At 45.0% G+C, this 19,561-nt stretch carries 14 protein-coding genes; 8 read left to right on the top strand and 6 right to left on the bottom strand.

What is annotated here, in order from left to right:
* Positions 1 to 55 precede the first annotated feature (55 nt).
* From AC5JL3_RS35485 to AC5JL3_RS35470, 4 genes are all read left to right on the top strand, one after another.
* Positions 56 to 709: a chemotaxis protein CheW gene (locus AC5JL3_RS35485; protein ID WP_496078923.1), complete on the top strand. Its 654-nt coding sequence runs from the start codon at positions 56 to 58 to the stop codon at positions 707 to 709.
* 2 nt (positions 710 to 711) lie between these two features.
* Positions 712 to 3,168: a hybrid sensor histidine kinase/response regulator gene (locus AC5JL3_RS35480; RefSeq protein WP_496078976.1), complete on the top strand. Its 2,457-nt coding sequence runs from the start codon at positions 712 to 714 to the stop codon at positions 3,166 to 3,168.
* A gap of 281 nt (positions 3,169 to 3,449) precedes the next feature.
* A complete protein-coding gene (locus AC5JL3_RS35475; RefSeq protein ID WP_496078922.1) occupies positions 3,450 to 4,478 on the top strand; it encodes a chemotaxis response regulator protein-glutamate methylesterase in 1,029 nt (342 codons plus the stop codon).
* A 98-nt stretch (positions 4,479 to 4,576) separates the two neighbouring features.
* The gene (locus tag AC5JL3_RS35470) at positions 4,577 to 7,411 is read left to right on the top strand and encodes a response regulator (protein ID WP_496078921.1); all 2,835 of its coding nucleotides are present in this window, start codon (positions 4,577 to 4,579) and stop codon (positions 7,409 to 7,411) included.
* Between the two features lie 186 nt (positions 7,412 to 7,597).
* Here AC5JL3_RS35470 and AC5JL3_RS35465 read toward each other — a convergent pair whose 3' ends face one another.
* A complete protein-coding gene (locus AC5JL3_RS35465; protein ID WP_496078920.1) occupies positions 7,598 to 7,792 on the bottom strand; it encodes a hypothetical protein in 195 nt (64 codons plus the stop codon).
* Between AC5JL3_RS35465 and hppD the strand changes: the two genes are divergently transcribed.
* Positions 7,791 to 8,927 carry a 4-hydroxyphenylpyruvate dioxygenase gene (gene hppD, locus AC5JL3_RS35460; protein WP_496078919.1) on the top strand — a complete coding sequence of 379 codons (1,137 nt, stop codon included), beginning with the start codon at positions 7,791 to 7,793 and terminating at the stop codon, positions 8,925 to 8,927. The two genes, AC5JL3_RS35465 and hppD, sit on opposite strands and share 2 nt — an antisense overlap.
* 247 nt (positions 8,928 to 9,174) lie before the next feature.
* Here hppD and AC5JL3_RS35455 read toward each other — a convergent pair whose 3' ends face one another.
* A complete protein-coding gene (locus tag AC5JL3_RS35455; protein WP_496078918.1) occupies positions 9,175 to 9,801 on the bottom strand; it encodes a CPP1-like family protein in 627 nt (208 codons plus the stop codon).
* A gap of 410 nt (positions 9,802 to 10,211) precedes the next feature.
* On the opposite strand from AC5JL3_RS35455, the gene AC5JL3_RS35450 reads away from it, so the two are divergent.
* A complete protein-coding gene (locus tag AC5JL3_RS35450) occupies positions 10,212 to 10,931 on the top strand; it encodes a response regulator transcription factor (RefSeq protein ID WP_199348810.1) in 720 nt (239 codons plus the stop codon).
* Between the two features lie 314 nt (positions 10,932 to 11,245).
* Here the strand turns inward: AC5JL3_RS35450 and AC5JL3_RS35445 are convergent, their stop codons facing one another.
* Complete coding sequence (locus tag AC5JL3_RS35445; protein WP_192220836.1) at positions 11,246 to 11,518, bottom strand: TatA/E family twin arginine-targeting protein translocase; 273 nt, start codon at positions 11,516 to 11,518, stop codon at positions 11,246 to 11,248.
* 122 nt (positions 11,519 to 11,640) lie between these two features.
* Entirely contained in the window at positions 11,641 to 11,844 is a 204-nt protein-coding gene (gene psbH / locus AC5JL3_RS35440; protein WP_192220835.1) for a photosystem II reaction center phosphoprotein PsbH, read from the bottom strand.
* Between the two features lie 84 nt (positions 11,845 to 11,928).
* On the opposite strand from psbH, the gene psbN reads away from it, so the two are divergent.
* Entirely contained in the window at positions 11,929 to 12,060 is a 132-nt protein-coding gene (gene psbN / locus AC5JL3_RS35435) for a photosystem II reaction center protein PsbN (protein ID WP_192220834.1), read from the top strand.
* Between the two features lie 161 nt (positions 12,061 to 12,221).
* On the opposite strand, the gene AC5JL3_RS35430 is transcribed toward psbN, so the two are convergent.
* Positions 12,222 to 13,154 (bottom strand): glycosyltransferase family 2 protein, encoded by a 933-nt coding sequence (locus AC5JL3_RS35430; protein WP_496078917.1) that lies wholly within the window; start codon positions 13,152 to 13,154, stop codon positions 12,222 to 12,224.
* 535 nt (positions 13,155 to 13,689) lie between these two features.
* Positions 13,690 to 17,046, bottom strand: coding sequence for an alpha-mannosidase (locus AC5JL3_RS35425; RefSeq protein WP_496078916.1), 3,357 nt, complete (start codon positions 17,044 to 17,046; stop codon positions 13,690 to 13,692).
* A gap of 144 nt (positions 17,047 to 17,190) precedes the next feature.
* On the opposite strand from AC5JL3_RS35425, the gene AC5JL3_RS35420 reads away from it, so the two are divergent.
* Complete coding sequence (locus AC5JL3_RS35420; RefSeq protein ID WP_496078915.1) at positions 17,191 to 19,479, top strand: hypothetical protein; 2,289 nt, start codon at positions 17,191 to 17,193, stop codon at positions 19,477 to 19,479.
* The last annotated feature ends 82 nt before the right edge of the window (positions 19,480 to 19,561 follow it).

Raw genomic sequence — 19,561 nt, 5'->3', positions numbered from 1 at the left:
CATTCAACAAAAAATAACTAACAACTAACAACTAACAACCAACAACCAACAACCAATGAACCCTGATTGCTGGAATCAAATTGGGGTTTGGGGCGATCGCAATTGTCCAGAACTCCTAGCCCATTCTCATTGTCACAACTGTCCAGTCTATGCCACTGCCGGACGTGGACTACTTGAACGTGAAGCGCCAGCAGGCTATCGGGATGAGTTAACTCACTCACTCGCCCAGGAAAAGGACGAACAGGCAGTGAATACAATCTCTATAGGCATCTTTCGCCTAAAAGGAGAATGGTTAGCTCTCCCCACCTATACGATCACAGAAATCACAGAACCCTCACCGATCCATACCCTACCGCACCGTAGCAACAACGTTCTTCTCGGTGTTGTCAGCATCCGGGGCGAAATTCATATTTGCATTTCCCTAACTGAATTTCTGGGACTAGAAGCGACTGCCTCTAGTCAGACGATTAGCCCCATTATCTATCAACGGATGGTTGTAGTCGAAAAAGAAGGCGATCGCTGGGTGTTTCCAGTTGATGAGATGTATGGAGTTCACCGCATTCACTTAGATGAATTACAAAATGTCCCTGCAACTGTTTCTAAAACCACAGGTACTTACACCACTGCCATCATCAACTGGCAGAACACAAGTGTGAGTTACCTAGACGATGAGTTATTGTTTTACACTCTCAACAAGAAACTCTTGTGAGCATGACAAATCAGGATTTAAGCAATTTCTCCATGCTGGATTTATTCCGCATGGAGGTGGAAACACAAGCGGCGACACTAAATGACAACCTTTTGGCACTAGAAACCCAGCCCGATCCGACGGAAGCCCTTAGCGCTCTGATGCGTGCGGCTCATTCAATCAAGGGTGCAGCTCGAATTGTTCAAGTTGAACCAGCGGTGAAAGTCGCTCATGTCATGGAAGACTGCTTTGTCGCCGCTCAACAAGGAAGCATTGCTCTTTCATCAGATCAAATTGATAGTTTGTTGCAAGGGGTTGATTTACTTCTTCGCATCGCTCAAGTTCCCGATACCGATTCGGAGAATTGGTTATCCGCACAGCAAGCCGAAGTTGAAATTGTAGTCGCTGTGATTCAGGCGATGCTTGTCCAGGCAAGCAAAGTTGTAGAGACGGATGAAAATCAGCGTTCAGGACAAGGGATAACTGTTCAACAAAAGCCAGCTTCGATAGAAGAGAAGTCCTCCGCACTCAGTACTCAACACTCAGCACCAGAGGAACAATCCCCAGTCCAACGTCCTGGACGTTACTTAAGGTTGGAGGAAACTGCCGATCCTCACGTCCCAAACTCTAAATCCTCTCATAGCACAGATCGAGGAGTACGAGTCAGTGGAGAAAACTTAAACCGCCTCATGGGTTTGGCGGGTGAATCTTTAGTCGAGGCCAACTGGTTGCTACCTTTTAGAGATTCCTTGCAGAAACTCAGGCGGCATCAAAACTCACTATCGAAGGACGTGGAAAAGCTTCAGGTGATGTTGGCAGATTTACCACTTAATCAACGCCTTGATTCACAGCTTAATGCAACTCACCAAAAGGCTAATGAATGCTATCAGCTTCTGACAGAACGCCTGAATGAATTAGAACTTTTTGCACGTCGTTCTGCCAATCTTTCAGATCGACTGTATCGTGAAGTCATCGCTACCCAAATGCGGCCGTTTGCCGATGGGGTTGAGGGATTTCCTCGGATGGTTCGGGATTTAGCGAGACAACTCGGCAAGCAAATTAATTTTGAAATCTTGGGTAAATCGACGCAGATAGACCGGGATATTTTAGAAAAATTAGAGGCTCCACTGACTCATATCTTGCGTAATGCGATCGATCATGGTGTTGAGTCACCTGAAGAGCGATCGCGTCTAGGAAAACCTGAAACGGGAACCATCCGCCTTGAAGCAAGGCATCAAGCTGGGATGTTATTAATCACAGCTTCTGATGATGGTCGAGGGGCGAACTTAGAACAGCTACGCCAAAAAGTTGTAAGTAAGGGAATGGTGAGTGCCAAGATAGCTGAACAGCTCACAGAAGCCGAACTCATAGATTTTTTGTTTCTACCAGGATTCTCAACAGCTAACACAATCACAGAAATTTCTGGGCGTGGTGTGGGTTTAGATATCGTTCAAAGTATGGTGCAACAGGTAGGTGGTGTCCTGCGAGCGACATCGGGTGCCTCAATGGGCATGAGCTTTTACTTACAATTACCACTGACGTTATCTGTTATCCGTACCTTAGTTGTGGAAATATCAGGAGAAGCTTATGCTTTCCCACTGACACGAATTGATCGCCTTTTAATGGTTCCTCAAACGGATATCTTTACGGTTGAGAATTGTCAGTTTACAAGAATTGATGAGCAAAATATTGGCTTAATTACTGCTCATCAGGTTTTAGATTTAACTATAAATTCAGAGCAAGCAAAACTAGAGGTTTTTCCGGTTGTTGTAATTAGCGATAGTGTACAACCTTACTCAGTGGCAACCTCTGCCGGAAACAACCACGATAGTGACAACGAAGTGCTAGCCATATCGCGATCGCCTCGGTCAAACCGTTATGGTGTAGTTGTCGATCGATTTTTAGGTGCCCAAGATTTAGTTGTTAGACCTTTAGACTCCCGTCTAGGAAAAGTACAGGATATTAATGCAGCAGCTTTAATGGAAGACGGTTCTATTGTCTTAATTGTGGATATTGATGATTTAGTACGTTCCATTGATAAACTGCTAGCAGCTAAAGAGCTTAGTAAGATTGCACAAACTTCTACGACTCAACCCAAACAACCCCTTCGTATTCTAGTTGTTGATGACTCAATTACGGTACGAGAGGTTGAACGCAAGCTCTTAGAAAATCAAGGATATAAAGTTGAAGTAGCCGTTAACGGCATGGATGCCTGGAATGCCATTCGCATAAATCATTATGACTTAGTAATTACGGATATTGATATGCCACGGATGAATGGCATTGAACTAGTCAGTCAGATTAAACAAAATTCTAGTCTTAATTCATTACCTGTAATTATTGTTTCCTATAAAGACCGTGAAGAAGACTTTATTAGAGGACTAGATGTCGGAGCAAATTATTATTTGGCAAAGAGCAGTTTTCACGATGATACACTGTTGGAAGCTGTAATTGATTTAATTGGTAAGGTTAGTGATTAGTTGTTTGTTGTTTGTTGTTAGCAAGGGTTATTGATATAGCGGTTATCCTAAAGGATGATGTACAAGATTCTGGGTTTTCGGGAATTGGGAATTGGGAATTGGGAATAAGCAAGAAAGTAAGATGTACCTCACTGATACGAGAATCGCTACTAATGAACAAGTAAACACACCCAAACAAACTATTGATAATCTGTCACCCAAACTAAACGCTTATCTAGAATCTCTTGACAAAGCTTCCAACCAACAACAAACAACCAATAACAAAGAACCAACAACTAATAATGCGAATTGCTATTGTTAACGATACATTAATCGCCACAGAAGCCCTGCGGCGCATCATAAGGACTGTTCCAAACTATGTAATTGCTTGGAGTGCCCGTGATGGGGCGCAAGCTGTCATGAAATGCGCCAAAGATACCCCAGACTTAATTTTGATGGATTTGATTATGCCAGTGATGGATGGGGTTGAGGCGACACGCCGGATTATGAGTCATTCTCCCTGCGCGATTTTAATTGTGACTTCTACAGTGATGGGTCATTCGTCTAAAGTGTTTGAAGCGATGGGGTATGGGGCGCTAGATGTAGTCAATACTCCTATTTTGGGGACTAGCGGCTACCCTGAAGGTGGGGCGAGTTTGCTAGCGAAAATTGCCACAATCAGCAAATTGATTGGCAAATCACCAGCAAGGTCGTCTCAAAGGCGATCGATGTTGGAATACAGTTCTCAACCCAAACGAAGCCCTCCTCTAGTAGTGATTGGCGCTTCTACAGGTGGCCCCCAAGCGATCGCAGCTATCCTTACTCGCCTTAGCAAAGATTTTCCTGCGGCTGTTGTCATTATTCAGCACGTTGATGAGCAATTTGCGCCGGGATTAGCGGAATGGTTAAATGCTCAATCTGCCTTACCTGTTCAAGTGGCTATGGCGCTTTGTCAGCCGGAGGTCGGTAAAGTGTTGGTAGCTAGAACCAACGACCACCTAGTTTTGCAGCCCGATCTAACGCTCAACTACATTAAAGAACCCCGTAATTATGCTTACCGTCCCTCAGTGGATGTCTTTTTCAAAAGCGCGGCTAAGCACTGGCGAGGAAAGGGAGTCGGGGTACTGCTGACGGGTATGGGACGAGATGGTGCTATGGGTTTAGGCTTGTTGCGCTCTGCGGGTTGGCATACGATTGCCCAAAATCAGAGTAGTTGTGTCGTTTATGGAATGCCAAAAGCAGCGGTGGAGTTGGGGGCAGTCACGGAGGTTTTGCCAGTTGAGGCGATCGCTTCTGCTCTTGTCAAAAAAACTTCAGATATTAAAGTCTAAATCCTGGATGGAAGAAAATTGATCAAAATTAATAGACTAATTAATAGTATCATCCAGCTATTTATTTTCAACGTTTAATCCTTAATATTTGTGTTGATATGGCGACCCTACCCCATTCATTTTTAAAGGAACACCCAATTACGGTCTTACTCATTGATGATCAGCCTCTAATTGGGGAGGCGGTGCGCCGGATGTTAGCCACTGAAGAGGATATTATTTTCCACTACTGTAGTGATCCAATTCAAGCTGTTCAACAGGCAACAGAGATTGCACCAACAGTAATCCTACAAGATTTAGTCATGCCTGAAATTGATGGATTACTATTACTGCGTTTCTTTCGAGCGAATGCAGCAACCCGCGAGATTCCAATGATTGTCCTATCAGCCAAGGAAGAGGCAAATTTAAAAGCCGAAGCCTTTGCTGCGGGGGCTAATGATTACTTAGTGAAATTGCCTGAGCAAGTTGAACTTGTTGCCCGTATTCGCTACCATTCCAAAGCTTATATTAACCAGTTGCAAAGAGATGAAGCCTCTAATGTTATCCAAGAAAGTGAACAACGTCTCCGCACCGTACTAGAGAATATGCCAGTGATGATGGCAGCGTTTGACACAAACGGCAACATCATCGTCTGGAATCGTGAATGTGAAAGAGTTACAGGATATACCAAAGAGGAAATTACTGCACTTCCCCAAGCTAGAGAATTGTTTTATGGAGGGGTGGGGGAGAAAGGACGAAGGGGATATCGTTTAGAGAGTCGTGATCCAACAGGAGAAAGTAGTGCCGCAATTGTAGAAGTAGAATCTCAAGAAAATAACTACCGCGATCGCGAATGGGAAATCCCTTGTAAAGACGGTAGCCTCAAAACAGTAGTCTGGTCAAATATTAGCGATCACTTTCCAATTCCAGGTTGGGCAGGATGGGGTATGGGGGTAGACATTACCGAACGTAAGCAAGCCGAACTTACTGTAGAACGAGAACGCGAACAACTGCGACAAGTGATTAAAAATGCACCGATAGCCATAGCGATGTTTGATACGCACATGTGCTATCTCGCCTACAGTCACAAGTGGCTAACTGATTTAGGAGTAGAAAATCAATCCGTCTTAGGGCAGTGTCATTATGATATTTTCCCAGACCTAAAAGAAGAGTGGAAAGTTGCCCATCGCCAAGGTTTACAAGGACAATTTGTATCTCGTTCTGAAGATAAATGGGAACGAAAAGATGGCTCAGTTTTCTACTCTCGTTGGGCTGTTCAACCTTGGTATACCTCGGATAATCAAATTGGTGGCATTATTATCGTTGATGACCGCATAGATGACTTGGTAAAAGCAAGAGAAGCTGCCCTAGAAGCAGCGCAGATCAAGTCGCAATTTTTGGCAAATATGAGCCATGAAATTCGTACTCCCATGAATGGGGTACTAGGGATGGCTGGCTTACTCCTGCAAACAGACCTCAGCACCCAACAACTCGAATACGCCCAAACCATCCGCACAAGTGCTAAGCATTTGCTCAGTATCATTAATGACATTCTCGACTTCTCGAAACTTGAAGCCGGAGAAATGCACTTAGAAATACTAGAGTTTGACCTTTATAAATGTATTGAAGAAGTCGTGGATTTACTCACGCCTCAAGCCGATGCTAAAGAGATAGAACTAATTATAGAGTTTGATGATCAATTACCAAAAAAACTACAAGGTGACTCAGGGCGATTGCGCCAAATATTGTTAAATCTTCTGAGTAATGCTATTAAGTTTACCCTTACAGGAAACGTTAAGATAAAAACTACATTACAAGCAGAAACCGATAAAACATCTATTATTCATTTCGCTATTATTGATACTGGTATTGGCATTCCTGAGGAGGGAATGCAAAAACTCTTTCAATCTTTTTCCCAAGTCGATGCTTCAACTAGCCGGGAGTATGGAGGTACTGGTTTAGGATTAGCCATTTGTCAACAGCTTGTGTCACTCATGGAAGGGCAGATTGGAGCTGAAAGTGTGGTTGACAAAGGTTCAACCTTTTGGTTCCAAATCGAGTTTGATAAACAGGTAGCTGCTACGCCTATATCCGAATTCCAGAGAGCCAAAATTTTAGAGTGTAAGCCCCAGGAATTAGCCGTCGTTAACCATAAATCTACTGGCAAAGAGAATCTAAAAATTTTGGTGGCAGAAGACAATTCAATTAATCAAGCGGTAATTTTGAACCAATTGCAAATGCTAGGTTATGAGGCTGATTGTGTAACTAATGGTGTGGAAGCCTTAGAGTTGCTCAAGAAGCAAGATTATGATCTGGTGCTAATGGACTGCCAAATGCCTGTTATGGACGGCTACACAACAACCCAAGAACTACGTCACCAAGAAGGAAATAAACGACATACAGTTGTGATTGCCCTAACAGCTAATGCAATGTTGGCTGATCGTGATAAATGTTTGGAGGTAGGCATGGATGACTATCTCAGTAAGCCGCTTGAACAGGAAGATTTAGCTAAGGTAATTCAGCGTTGGCTACCGTCGCCAGTGGAAGGCGGAACTAGTAATGAGGAACAGGCGACTCATCCGAGTGAACTCTTAGATGCAAGCCAAGATGTAATTGACCGACAAGATTCTTCTCCTCCCATTGATTTAGCGCGTTTAGAGAGAATATCTCGCGGCAAAGTTGCCATCCAACAGCGACTTCTACAGATTTTTCTAGAGACAACACCTAAAGATTTAGAGGCACTAGAACGTGCAATTTTAGAGATCGATTCTCCTCTCGTTGAACATTACGCTCATCGTCTCAAAGGTTCCGCTGCTAATATCGGTGTTCCGGCAATGTCTGCGATCGCAAAAGAACTAGAGGGAATGGCACGACAACAGTCATTGGATGGGGCAAAAGAGATGGTAGCGTCCTTGTGGCAGGTTATGGAACGAGTACAAGCGTTTGTTAAAAATTAGCTACTCTTGCATTTAATTGAACAGGACTGACGCACTTCAATACCCTGTAGGGCTTGGCATTGCCAAGCCTACGGCAAAATCAGGCTTTCACTGATTAACTGCGTAACTCCTGGTCATTTATGCATAAGATGAGTAAGTAGTAAAGAAATGTAAAATAAAATGCCGGATAAAGTCGTTAAGAGAGAATCAGGCTTTTACGATTAACTGCGTAACTCCTGTTATTTTTCTCATGTGACGATAGCGTTTGTGTAGCATGTCCTCACTCAAGCTTTGGGTAGTGCGTAGGGGGAACAAAGTTCCTTCTTTCTTGGGAATGACCTGTAAATCTTCAAAAAACGGCAAAATTGACAAGCAGGCAAGCCCTTGGATGGAATAAGGCATGAAAATTGATCACATTCACTTCTATGTAGAAGATGCCAGCGCCTCCCGCGACTGGTTTATGCAGCACATGGGCTTTCAAGCCTTGGCATCTAGTGTAAGCCGCCATACTCTCACAACAGCAGTAAAAAGTAATGTAGTTTACATCGTTCTATCTTCCCCTCTTACCTCAGAAAGTCCCGTTGCCCAGTTTTTACGTCTCCATCCTCCCGGTGTTGCTGATATTGCCTTTGCTGTTTCAGATTTGGAAGGTTTGATGGAGAAGGCTGTTGCTAACGGGGCAAAAGTCTTAGAACCTGTTCAACAGCAGTTGCTTGCTCAAGGCGGCTGGAAATGGGCGAAAATTGCGGCTTGGGGTTCCTTGAGTCATACGCTAACTGAGCGTATTGGCAATACTCCTTTGTTACCAGCATTTCTCGCCTCAGAATTTACCACTAAATCTTTCCCCTCTACTGAGCCAAAGGCAACTCCAGAAAGATTACCCTCACAGTTGATCAGGAACTCTGAACTATTTGCTGGTATCGATCACGTTGTGTTAAATGTTGGTGCTGGTGACCTAGAACTTGCTCTTGATTGGTATGAAAATGTTTTGGGATTCCGACGGCAGCAGCGGTTTACAATTCAAACGGATAATTCAGGACTTCGCTCTCAGGTGATGGTTCACCCCAAAAGTGGTTTGCAACTTCCTATCAATGAACCAGCATCAGCGAATTCTCAAATTCAGGAGTTTCTGGATGTCAACCAGGGGCCAGGTATCCAACACATTGCTTTAGAAACCCCTCAGATTGTACAAGCGATCGCACAACTCCGTAATCTAGGCTTATCTTTTCTCTCTATTCCTCCTACCTACTACACCCAGCTACGGCTGAACTATCCTGGACTTCCCTTATCGGCAGCAGAATTCGAGGAAATTGCTGCCCAAGAAATTCTGGTAGATTGGCAGGATAAATCAAGACGTGCCTTGCTACTTCAGACCTTCACTCAACCGATTTTTGAGCAGCCTACCTTTTTCTTTGAACTGATAGAACGCCGCCAGGAAGCCGAAGGATTTGGAGAAGGGAATTTTCGGGCTTTGTTTGAAGCGATTGAACGAGAGCAGATGAAGCGAGGTAGCTTCCCCTTGGGTGAAGCCAAATAAAAATTAATATTTATTGCTCAATGTTAAAAGTGCTTACGGACTTTGATGAGACGAGCCGGATTACCTCCAAGTCATAGCAACGTTTTGTCAGTCGTCAGTTGCAACAGCCGACAAACAATAGGCAACACTTGCCAGTGTTCAGTCTAGGAACACACTTAACGGGTGAAGACGTATTTCAGCTTTTGCTCATTCATCATCTATCTCGATTGATGAAGCTAGGAACACACTTAACGGGTGAAGACGTATTTCAGCGGAGGAAGCTACTAATCAGCCAGAGAACGAAAAATGATACCAACGTAGCAAATTTCTCTGTTGCCAAACCGAAGCTAGCAATTTGTGACTCAATTAGACCACCCAGCAACGTTCCCAACCCGACCCCTATAAGCAAACCTGCCAGTGTCAACAACACTGCACGACCAAATTGCTGTTCCTTGCGATTGAGAAAGTAAATATTACAGCCGAAGCCCAACGCTAGAGCTAACGGTAGGATTGATTCATCCGGAGCCGGATAAAAAATAGTTAAAGCACCCAACACCGAAAACGCAATAGCGGGTCCGAGCAGTTCTCCCGGAGACGGGGTATCTAGCAGTCTTTGCAGCCATGCAGGAGAGCGATTGGCTGGCGCTTGGGGAAAAGTCGGTGGTGCTGGAGACAGCTTTTCCGGAAAGCGAATACGTTCAGGAACCTTGATTTTCCCTTCTTGGCGCATTCTGAGACGATCCATGATGATTGCATCATAGGCAGCCTCGACAGACTCTACAAGCTTTTGATCACCACGATGCTGCTGTATCAAGCGCCCTTTAGCATCCTGAATTTCATCAAAAGAAGCGTCTTCCGTAACCCCAAGCTTTTCGTAGGGATTTTGATCACTCATTCAAAACCTCCGAGACATCCCTTCTTTTCACTCGTATAACAGCAACTCTACACTGGATTAATATATAAGGCACCGATAACGCTCAATAATTCTTTTCCTACCAACAGGGTAACAGTTAGACCTTATCGAGTGTCATGCCCCCCCCTGCAAGCTAGTTTAGCCTGATCCCCAAATACAAGCGCACTCTATCCCGACACACACATTCAATCAGTGAAAAACAATTCATCAACTGCCTTCATTGCTCATGCTCTTGCTAAGTTTCTTTACTATGCAACTTCGGTATGATGTCAAAAGCTATTGGCATCCCTTAATTCTACGACGATAATTGTCTAAAATGCTCATTACACCATTGGTGTAAAAAGTCCTGCGTGTTGATCCCTGAACCCTGTTCTCCGTGGAAAGTTATGACCATGTCCTCCGCCAAGATTCTTGTCGTGGATGACGACCCGGCAATCCGAAATTTAATTCTTCGCTTTTTAAGCCAGAAGAACTACCAAATGCAGTCTGCTCATGATGGGAAGACGGCTCTTGCACTGTTTGGGCAATTCAATCCCGATCTAGTAATTCTAGATGTGAATTTGCCTGATGCTCTTGGCTATACCCTATGTCAAGAGATGCAAAGTCGTACCGATGTCTTTGTTCTGTTTCTTACCAGTAGGGCAGATGCTGCTGACAAAGACAAAGGCTTTAAACTCGGTGGTGATGACTACCTTACGAAGCCTTTCGATTTACAAGAACTGGAAAACCGAGTCGGGGCAATTTTAAAACGCAAGCGGGAAGTTACGGCGACTGAACAACAACGTCTCGTCTTCAACCAGTTAGTTATCGATCCCGGACGCCGAGAGGTGACTCTCAACGACGAAATTGTCCCTTTAACCGCTCTAGAATTTGACCTACTGCATTTTCTAGCTTGTCATCCCGGTCGGGTACTGCGTCGCTCTGAGCTAATCCAGGAAGTCTGGGAGTATGACTATGTCGGAGACCAACGAGTCGTTGACGTGCATATCGGTCAAATTCGCAAAAAAATTGAACTTGACTCTAGTCAGCCGTCACTTATTCAAACTGTTCGGGGTGTTGGTTACAAGTTTGAGGCTCCTTCCGGTCAAAAGAATGGAAAGCCAGAGTCTTAAAACGACTTGAAGCAACGGTTAGCTTGGTTTCGATAAGGGACTTACTGCCAACCACAAGGTGTTTGGTCAGTTTTCAAATTCTTCCAGTGTGTCACAACAGCAAATTGAACAGGGTGCCCCTATTGATATGTTCCTCAATACATTTGAAAAGTAGATAGAGGCGGTTGAAAATCAACACTTGCTGGTGACCTAATCTGGAAAATAGCTAAAGCCACCCTGGAGAAAGAAAACCTTGTCTCCAAACTAGAAAACGTTTAAAGCCCGCCTGAGCGGGCTAAAAAAGCAATCATAGCAGATTTGAATTTTCGTTGAGATCAAGTAGCTGCGTGATTATTCGATTCAGCAGCGGCAGTTTCTTGAGTGACAGTTTTCTTAGATTCAGGTAGTGCTGGTGTCTTTACCGCTTGCTCTATCTGCTGAGCCTCATGCTTGAACTCAGCTTCAAACTCTTTGGAGGCATCTTGAAAGCCTCGAATAGCTTTGCCCATACTCCGACCAATTTCTGGCAACTTTTTGGGACCAAATACCAATAAGGCAATAACCATAATTAGTGCCATCTCCGGCAAACCAATACCAAAAACATTCATGTGATGACCTCCTGTGCTGTCTCAAGGGAAGAGTCTTAGTCTTCCGTATTATGACCTACAAAAAACCCGGACAAGCCGGGATGTTAAATCTTGATTGTGATTGAAGGCGTGAAGCTAGTAGACTACTGACCTAAGCTTCTCCAGTCAACATTGATGCCCTCAAGCAGCAGAGAGGAATTGTAGAGCTGCAAAATAATCAACAAAAAGACGAAGAATAACAGCATGAAGACTGCCATCAATGGCGTAGTCCCCCAACCTGGAGCCACCTTACCATACTCCGAGTTTAGAGGTTTGAGGATTTCTCCTAGCCGCGTCCGTTGTGCCATGGGTCACCTATGATTAATCTCAATAGATTTTTTGTAACGTTCCGTAATATTATAGAGGAATAGGACTCATAATTTATCTAAATCATGGAACCCGCAACAGTTCTTAGTATATCTATCGCTGCTTTTGTTATCGCTATCACTGGCTTCTCAATTTACACGGCTTTTGGGCCACCTTCTGCCCAATTGGATGATCCTTTTGAAGATCACGAAGACTAAGCTTTTTCTAGTGCCTTATTTAGGTTATCTGAAAAATGAGTTCAGCTAAAAGTTGCTGGGCACGAGCATGGTTCAGCCATCTCCAAAAGCACTTTATGGCGATGCTATCTGGTTCGCTAGAACCCTGTTAGCATCGTCTATTTAGCTTCGCTTGATGTTCCTTAGCTTGCTGAACTGGTCACTAAAAGCTTTGACCACAACTTGAACCACCGCTCAATAGCATACTTGACCAAACCCTGAGGGTAGTACCGTAACAGGAAACCCATGACTTGTGCAGCAGAGGCGAATTTCTGTGCTTTGAGATTGGCAGCAACTTCATACGCCATGCCGGAACCAAAAAGACTTATCCAATGCTGTTTTCCACTCCTAAAAGCGGCTTCGTACTCCTGATTTCCCTTAACAGACTTCCACTGTTTACCAAGAGACTTTAGCGTATAGTACAGCATCCGTGAAGGTTTACCTTTAATTGATACGTTACTGCTGTGCTGACGATAATCAACAACAACCTGATTGTGGCAGTAGCCTGGAAATGCTCTTGCCACTCGTAGAAACACGTCATAGTCATTTGAGACAACAAGCGTCCGGTCAAAATTACCAACAGCTTCAAAAACAATATGGCGGAAGAGGACTGTCGAAGGTGGTACAAAGCATCTACCACGCAGCAGCACTTGATAGATGTCTAAAGACGTGTCCTGGGGTTCTAAACTTGAATCAAACGCTAATCCATCGTTTCTAACGCACTTGCACAGACCAAAAGCAAAGCCACAATTAGGATGAGCTTTCAGGCTGTTCACACCAATTTCCAGTGCATTTGACCTCATGATGTCATCTGGGTTGTGAAAAACCACATACTCACCACAACTCTCAACCAGTCCCGTGTTGCGTGCAGCAGCAATGCCTTGGTTCTTCTGATAAATGTATCTCACCTCTGGGTAACGGGTCGCTACCTCCTCGGTATTGTCGGTTGAACCGTCATTGACCAGAATGATCTCGAACTGTCGGTAGGTCTGCGCCAGAACACTCTCGATCGCTTCTTCCAAGAACTTTGCTGCGTTGTAGCAAGGAATAATAACAGAAACTGTATTTGCACTCATAGTTTGCTCAATCTAACTGCCTTATGAAGACGTTGACGTTGTTAACAGGTCATTGTTGTAGGTTAAAAGTTTTGCCAGGTTAGAGACGTATATCAGAACTGGCGATTTTAACTAATGACGCTCTGCCTATTGAGGTTTATCTTAAATTTTTGCTTAAGTTTAGAAGCTGTTATGAAGCAACAAGACTTCCTTAACCGAGAAAGAATTAGCTGATTTATGCAGACAACTTTAGCATATCTTTTAGAAATTTATTTGTGCTTATTTCTTTAAGAAAGCTTTTTAAATATTCTGCCAATTGCTGCTAAGCTTTTACCTTTTTACATTAACTCTAACTGTTAGAGTAATCCAAGTACATTTCACTGTAACAACAATATCTATCTTTAGGCAGATGAAAACTCAATAAATTAAGGAGCAATGGACTTTTGGCTTAACTTGTAACGGCATATTAACGATTCTCGCCACCCTAAAACAGTAAAGTAGCTAGTGCATCAAGGCAAACGTTTCTGATTTAACTATTCATTCATGGAGGTCTGAATTACTTCCTCTTGAGGTTCGCCGTAGGTACCAATGTGAAGCTAGCAATTTTCCAAGGCTGTAGTGGGAAAGCTTGCTGATTAGATGAGTGTTCAGGGAGTTGAACAGGTTGCTCTAATAAATTGACAGGCTGAGCGATCGCTAAATCTAAATCACTCTTGAGTGCTAATTCAGCTAACTGACCGTAACATTCGTAACAGCGCAGAATCCATTGATTAGCATCATCTTCTGACAGCTTCAGAGCCATTAAGATGAGATTCTCAGCTTGGAGATTCAGCAATTGACCAATCGGTTGTAGAAGTGTACTGCCATACGTCCCTACAGAAGGGTTATTGAGTACCTGAAGCGGTAGATTTAGTTCATAAGCTCGTCGTACTGTACCTGCTGAGTGCCAACTGCCAGTATAAGGATAAAGGGCATAGGTGAAGCGATGAATGCCCCTGTCAGCTTCTGGATCAGGCCAATTGGGACTCCGTAGGAGCGTTAGGCGTAACTGAGAGGGTTGGGCATCATAGCCGTATTTACAATCATTGAGCAAACTGACACCATAGTCGCCCTCACTGAGATCTGCCCAACGTAGGGCGGGAACTTCCCATTTTGCTTGCTCAGCAGGAGTTTTAGGTCGAGTTGGACGTTGGATAGCACCGCAGGGAATCTCATAGGTGGCATAGTCAGCTTCCAGGTTTAAGGGAAAAGCGGCTTTTACTAAGACATGGCGTTCCTGCCAGTATACAGTTGTGACAATTTTGAGAATTGGAGATTCAGCTTCTAGTACATACTCCTGACAAAACTGGGATTGTCCTAACTGGCGGACAACACACAGACGCGATCGCACTATCCCTCGTTCTAACCACTTGATGGATTTCAGCAGGGTTGGAGGTAAGGGACGCTGAGCATAGTTGGGGTCGATGTTCCAGGCATCCCAGTATTGACCATTATCTTCAAAGGCTTGCAACTGATTGCCAGAACCACTAAGTACTTCTCGCTGATGGACTTTATCGAAGACGCTACTTAAATCTCCGGTATCGGGGTCAACCACAACCCGCAACAGTTCATTTTCTAGAACCCAATTCTCCTTCTCCTGTAAGGTAGGGGCGCAAAGCCTTCCGTCTTGAAGGGGTTGGTCATCAGCACGACACAGCCAAAAAACCCGATACCCAATAGAAGGGACATCCTTTGCCAAAAACAGAAGTGTCGAGACATCACGACGCTGGGATGGTAGCTTGTGTCCGGAAAGGTCGTAAATATCCCAAGTTGCCTCAGATGACTGGGGTAAGGAAATATCAATGAGTTCTGAACGCTGCCAGTTAAGGGGGTTAAAGACAACAACAGGTTGCGCGTCTGGTTGGGGTGGGGGTGGGAGAGTGATTTGAGATGCGATCGCTTTTAATGACGCTTCTACTATCTCTAAGCCAACTTGCTCCACATCTTGCCAAGCTTGGTTTGCCTCCACGAATACTTCTGGAATTGATGTCCCCGGTAAAATATCGTGAAACTGGTTAAATAGCACCTTTTTCCAAGCCTGTTCCAACTGAAGCTTAGGATAGCTACAGCCAGTAGTCATTGTTGCTAGCGAGGCAAAGAGTTCTGCTTCGTACAATAAGCCTTCACAACGACGATTCCAACGCTTTTGGTCAGCGTGGGTGGTGTAGCAACCACGATGGAATTCTAAATACAGTTCATCATTCCAAATGGGAATGTTAGTTGTTGGTTGTTTGTTATTAGTTGTTTGTTGTTGGTCAATCTGGGTGTTACCAACTAACTCCTGTTTACTAATCAAAGACAAATAACTCAACGCCGTCGTAAATTCTAAGCGAGGGAAAAAAGGCGATCGCTCCCAGCGTTTAGCTATCTGCAACATATCACGGGTAGGGCCACCACCATGATCTCCCACACCAGGAAGCCAGAAAGCATCTTTCAGATGAGTTTGAATTTCCCAATCAACCGCATAGGCTGTCATGGTCAGAGGATTAGTATCCATGACACCTGTGGTATTGGGAGGAGACATCAGGCTAAAGATTTGGGTGCCATCCGGTGACTGCCACCAGAAAGCACCATAGGGAAACTTTGTTGTATCGTTCCAGTGCAGTTTCTGGGTGACGAAGTATTCCATCCCACCCTGTTTCAGAATTTGTGGCAGTTGCCAACAGAAACCAAAGCTATCAGGTACCCAGGCAACCCGTGTCAGTTCACCAAATTTCTCTTGGACATAACGTTGAGCGTAGAGTACTTGCCGGACAATTGATTCACCATTGATTAGGTTTAATTCTGGCTCGACCCACATCCCACCGACAACTTCCCAACGACCAGTGGCTATTTGTTGTTTGATAGCAGTAAATAGGTCAGGACGATGCTGTTCTATCCAGGCGTAGAGTGCAGGTGTGGAATGGCAAAATGTAAGCTCAGGAAACTCCTGCTGTAACTTCAAGACAGATTCAAAGGTGCGTTGAGCAACCTCCCAGGTTTCACTGACTGTCCATAGCCAAGCGAGGTCGAGGTGAGCATGACCTAGCATTTGGATTTGGCGTTGTTTTAGTAGGGATAAGGGGTTGCTTGCGTTTAGGAAAGATTGGAGATTTTGGCGTAATGTAGAAAGCGATCGCGTAAATTCTTCCTTCTGAGATACCGTCTCCCAATTAATCTCAGCAATAGCTTCTGCAAGTGTATTGAGTTGTGCGGGTTCAAAGGCTTCGACATACTTTTGCAATACCGCCAATTCATCAGCAACAAAACCTGGGTCGATGTCCTCAGTCGCCTCATACACCACTGTTGAACGCATCAATGCGCCAATATCATGACTCGGACTGACAAGTCGTAAGGCTACCGCAATCTCTTCCCCCGGCACCACAGCAGAACTTAGCAGTACCCTAGCGGAAGAATCAAATAAATCTCCCTCTTGCACCAACTGTCCATTAACAAAGATTTGAGCCGATTCTGCCCACCAAGTCAGAACCAGCCGTAATGCTAACCCCGGTAAAGGATAACCCTGTAAATCCTGGGGAATCACCAAGCGTTGACTCAACCACATCACTTGCCGTCCCGCTTGCCAAGTAATATACCTTTTGCTGTTTAGCTCAGCAGGTAGCCAGTTAGAGGCTTCACAAGTAGTCGCGACTTCGGAAGACCTAACCCCCCGACCCCCTTCCCTTGCAGGGAAGGGGGAGCCAGACACCCCTCTCCTCTTAGGGGAGGGGTTGGGGGAGGGGTCACACCCTTCGCTAATTGACCAACAACATCCTTCAACTGGCAAGTTTTCAGCGCAGCAGTGCCAATATGCCTGAATGTTGGCTTGAGTAAAGGCACGTAATTTTTCAATCGATTCAGCTAGCAGAGCAGATTTGAGCTGAGACAAAGGCATTGGATTAGGTAGCTATGTTTGGACATCCAGAGTTGATTAGGACTGACGCACAGGTGCAAGATTTGGTAGAGGCGCAAGGCAAGACATGGGTTCAACGCAATTAAGATAAAAAGAGATTTATAATGTGCCTCCTCCATAATCCCCATGTCCTCCGGCTCCTCTGGTCGCTATCAAAGTCGATTATTCAATTTTCTGAATCGGCAATCTATCAAGTTTACGGCTCAATGCGATCGCGCAGTACGGCATCTGAAAGTCACTGCTGTCTGGGGAGCGCAAATCTTGCTTTATCCGCTCTACCTAGCGGTGCAAAGCGGTTTATCGGCGGGGCGTCAACTCTCATCCGCAGCACAAGCGGGATTTCCTCAGATCAAAGCTCTTACTCAATCTCAGCCCAAGCAAGAGACTACCTTATCCGCTGATACACCGATTCAGCGAGTACTCTGTGAAGTCAATACCCTGTTTGAGTCAGAACCTGATGAGTCACTCGCATCATCACCGAGTTTTTTGTCAGTAACTAGCACTCAGGAGCTAGCTAAGACAGACAAACAACCAACAACAGAGAACGAACAACTGACTGCTGCAATAGCCACTAAGTCAAGCAGTGATGAGTGTGGCATGATTCAGGGAGTAGCGACACAGTTGGAGACGCGCACTCTGGTACTGGTTACGGTACAAAATCAAATTCTCGATATTTTGACACCCCAGCAGCAACAAAAACTCGCCTCTAGAATTAGCTGGGAAGTCGCTGATTTATTGCGTCAGTGGCGTTTAGCGATCGCATCCAAGAGTCACACTCCTCAACGCCTAGCTAACTTAGATCAACCCCGTGTTTTTCTACCTGTCAGACTTTTCTGGAATCTAATGGCGTGGGTGCAAAGTAGTCCTGTTGCGATCGCAGCAAATGTCTTTCAGGAAGCGACTCTTGTCTATCATCCTGCACCCCAACTGAGTCAACCGCAACACCGTCGTCACAAGCCGCTAGCAGCATCTAACTCAGCAGTAATTACACCGCATCCAGCTTTAGCGTTCCTTGATCGTACTGTTGCTGAACTAGAATCCCACCAATTGGTACCTGGATCAGAAGTCGTGGTAACGTTGGGCGATCGCGCGACAAGTGTCCTGCGAGAACGGAGTCAAAAACTGCGTCAACAGTTACAAACCCCCTTCATAACACATGGAGATGCTGAATCTTTGGAGGCATCTCAACCTAACAACTCTCGGATTCAAGCCTTAATTTATGCGGCTGTTGACTACTTTTTTGGCAGACGCGGCTCGACTCTCCCTCAAACCGATTCCCGTGTCCAAGCGGAAGCTCATCAACTATCAGGGCATGATTTTATCTCTTACGTCCCTTTGGTAACTGGGAGTACTCCAGAAGCCCAAACGCAGCTATCTGAGGCTCGCAACAGCCAGACATCTGTGACACCAGACAAGTCGGTTTGGGGTGTCCTCAAGCGTTACCTGAACGGCAAGCGGTTACCAGGAAAACTTTCTGCTCCCACTGTGCCCTCAAGTAACCAGATTGTGATCGCTCAAACTCCATCTTCATCTGCCATCAGTTCCCTTAATCCAAACACCTCGCTGACGACAGAAGCATCTCAGACGAATACATTTCGGGTTCAAGCTTTAATTTACGCGGCGGTTGATTACTTTTTTGGTAGACGTCGCTCCCATTTACCAGGGACAACTTCCCAAGCACAACCGAAAAGTCTTGCTAATGCCCAAGGTGAAACACCTCAACTATCGGGACGTAATTCTACTTCTCTACCTCCAGTTGCCGCTCCTCCTAACTTAGAACTTGCAGGTGTCAGTGAACCTGATCCTTGGCTAACCTGGGACGATTTATATGATGACTCACAATTCCCAGATTTAACCCAAACCTCTACCCCAGCTACACGTTCTTCTGGGAAGAGGCGTTCAGATTCCCAAGCACAACTTCCTAGGGCGAACAGCCAAACACCTGTGATGCCGAAAAACTCTGTTTTTGGCGCTATCAAGCGCTACCTAAGCCCCAAGCAAAGACCAGGAAAGCTTTCGGCACCCACTACAAGAGAGCAGAGCGAACATCCCTCATCAATTGTCCGAACGGCAGACGTTAAGACAGGCAAAAAGGGAACACTTCTACAATCTCAGGAGAGACATAGAGACACTACACAGAAAAAAGCTAAATCCTCTTCCCTCTCTGCTGCCCATTCTCGTCGTCCCAATGGCTTGCAGACAACAGCAGAACCCACTGCTATTACTAAGCCTTCCGCTCCTACTCCAGAAAGCCATCTTGATCCAGCGCCTGACTGGATTGAAGCAAAGTCAAGACCCGTCGGCTACGTCAAGCACCCGCTAGAGCAATTACTAGGGTGGTTAGACGTTGCCATACTTCGGATAGAAGAGTTCATTGTAAAAGTTTGGGACTGGGTAAAGCGGCTCTTGCCTTAAAAAGTTGTCCAGTGAGCAGGGCTTTTCTTAATTCTTTTTAATCACCTCATAACTCACTCTGTTATCCAGCTTGAGAGTGGCT

It is taken from the genome of Symplocastrum torsivum (assembly GCF_059505465.1).
The sequence above is the reverse complement of the archived record's forward strand: the minus strand, read 5'-3'. Positions and strand labels throughout refer to the sequence as shown.

Excerpts from the sequence above, each read along its gene's own strand:
- AC5JL3_RS35450 (WP_199348810.1), top strand. The coding sequence starts at position 10,212 with ATGTCCTCCGCCAAGATTCTTGTCGTGGATGACGACCCGGCAATCCGA.
- AC5JL3_RS35425 (WP_496078916.1), bottom strand. The coding sequence starts at position 17,046 with ATGCCTTTGTCTCAGCTCAAATCTGCTCTGCTAGCTGAATCGATTGAA.
- hppD (WP_496078919.1), top strand. The coding sequence starts at position 7,791 with ATGAAAATTGATCACATTCACTTCTATGTAGAAGATGCCAGCGCCTCC.
- AC5JL3_RS35470 (WP_496078921.1), top strand. The coding sequence starts at position 4,577 with ATGGCGACCCTACCCCATTCATTTTTAAAGGAACACCCAATTACGGTC.
- AC5JL3_RS35475 (WP_496078922.1), top strand. The coding sequence starts at position 3,450 with ATGCGAATTGCTATTGTTAACGATACATTAATCGCCACAGAAGCCCTG.
- AC5JL3_RS35420 (WP_496078915.1), top strand. The coding sequence starts at position 17,191 with ATGTCCTCCGGCTCCTCTGGTCGCTATCAAAGTCGATTATTCAATTTT.
- AC5JL3_RS35430 (WP_496078917.1), bottom strand. The coding sequence starts at position 13,154 with ATGAGTGCAAATACAGTTTCTGTTATTATTCCTTGCTACAACGCAGCA.
- psbN (WP_192220834.1), top strand. The coding sequence starts at position 11,929 with ATGGAACCCGCAACAGTTCTTAGTATATCTATCGCTGCTTTTGTTATC.
- AC5JL3_RS35465 (WP_496078920.1), bottom strand. The coding sequence starts at position 7,792 with ATGCCTTATTCCATCCAAGGGCTTGCCTGCTTGTCAATTTTGCCGTTT.
- psbH (WP_192220835.1), bottom strand. The coding sequence starts at position 11,844 with ATGGCACAACGGACGCGGCTAGGAGAAATCCTCAAACCTCTAAACTCG.
- AC5JL3_RS35485 (WP_496078923.1), top strand. The coding sequence starts at position 56 with ATGAACCCTGATTGCTGGAATCAAATTGGGGTTTGGGGCGATCGCAAT.
- AC5JL3_RS35455 (WP_496078918.1), bottom strand. The coding sequence starts at position 9,801 with ATGAGTGATCAAAATCCCTACGAAAAGCTTGGGGTTACGGAAGACGCT.
- AC5JL3_RS35480 (WP_496078976.1), top strand. The coding sequence starts at position 712 with ATGACAAATCAGGATTTAAGCAATTTCTCCATGCTGGATTTATTCCGC.
- AC5JL3_RS35445 (WP_192220836.1), bottom strand. The coding sequence starts at position 11,518 with ATGAATGTTTTTGGTATTGGTTTGCCGGAGATGGCACTAATTATGGTT.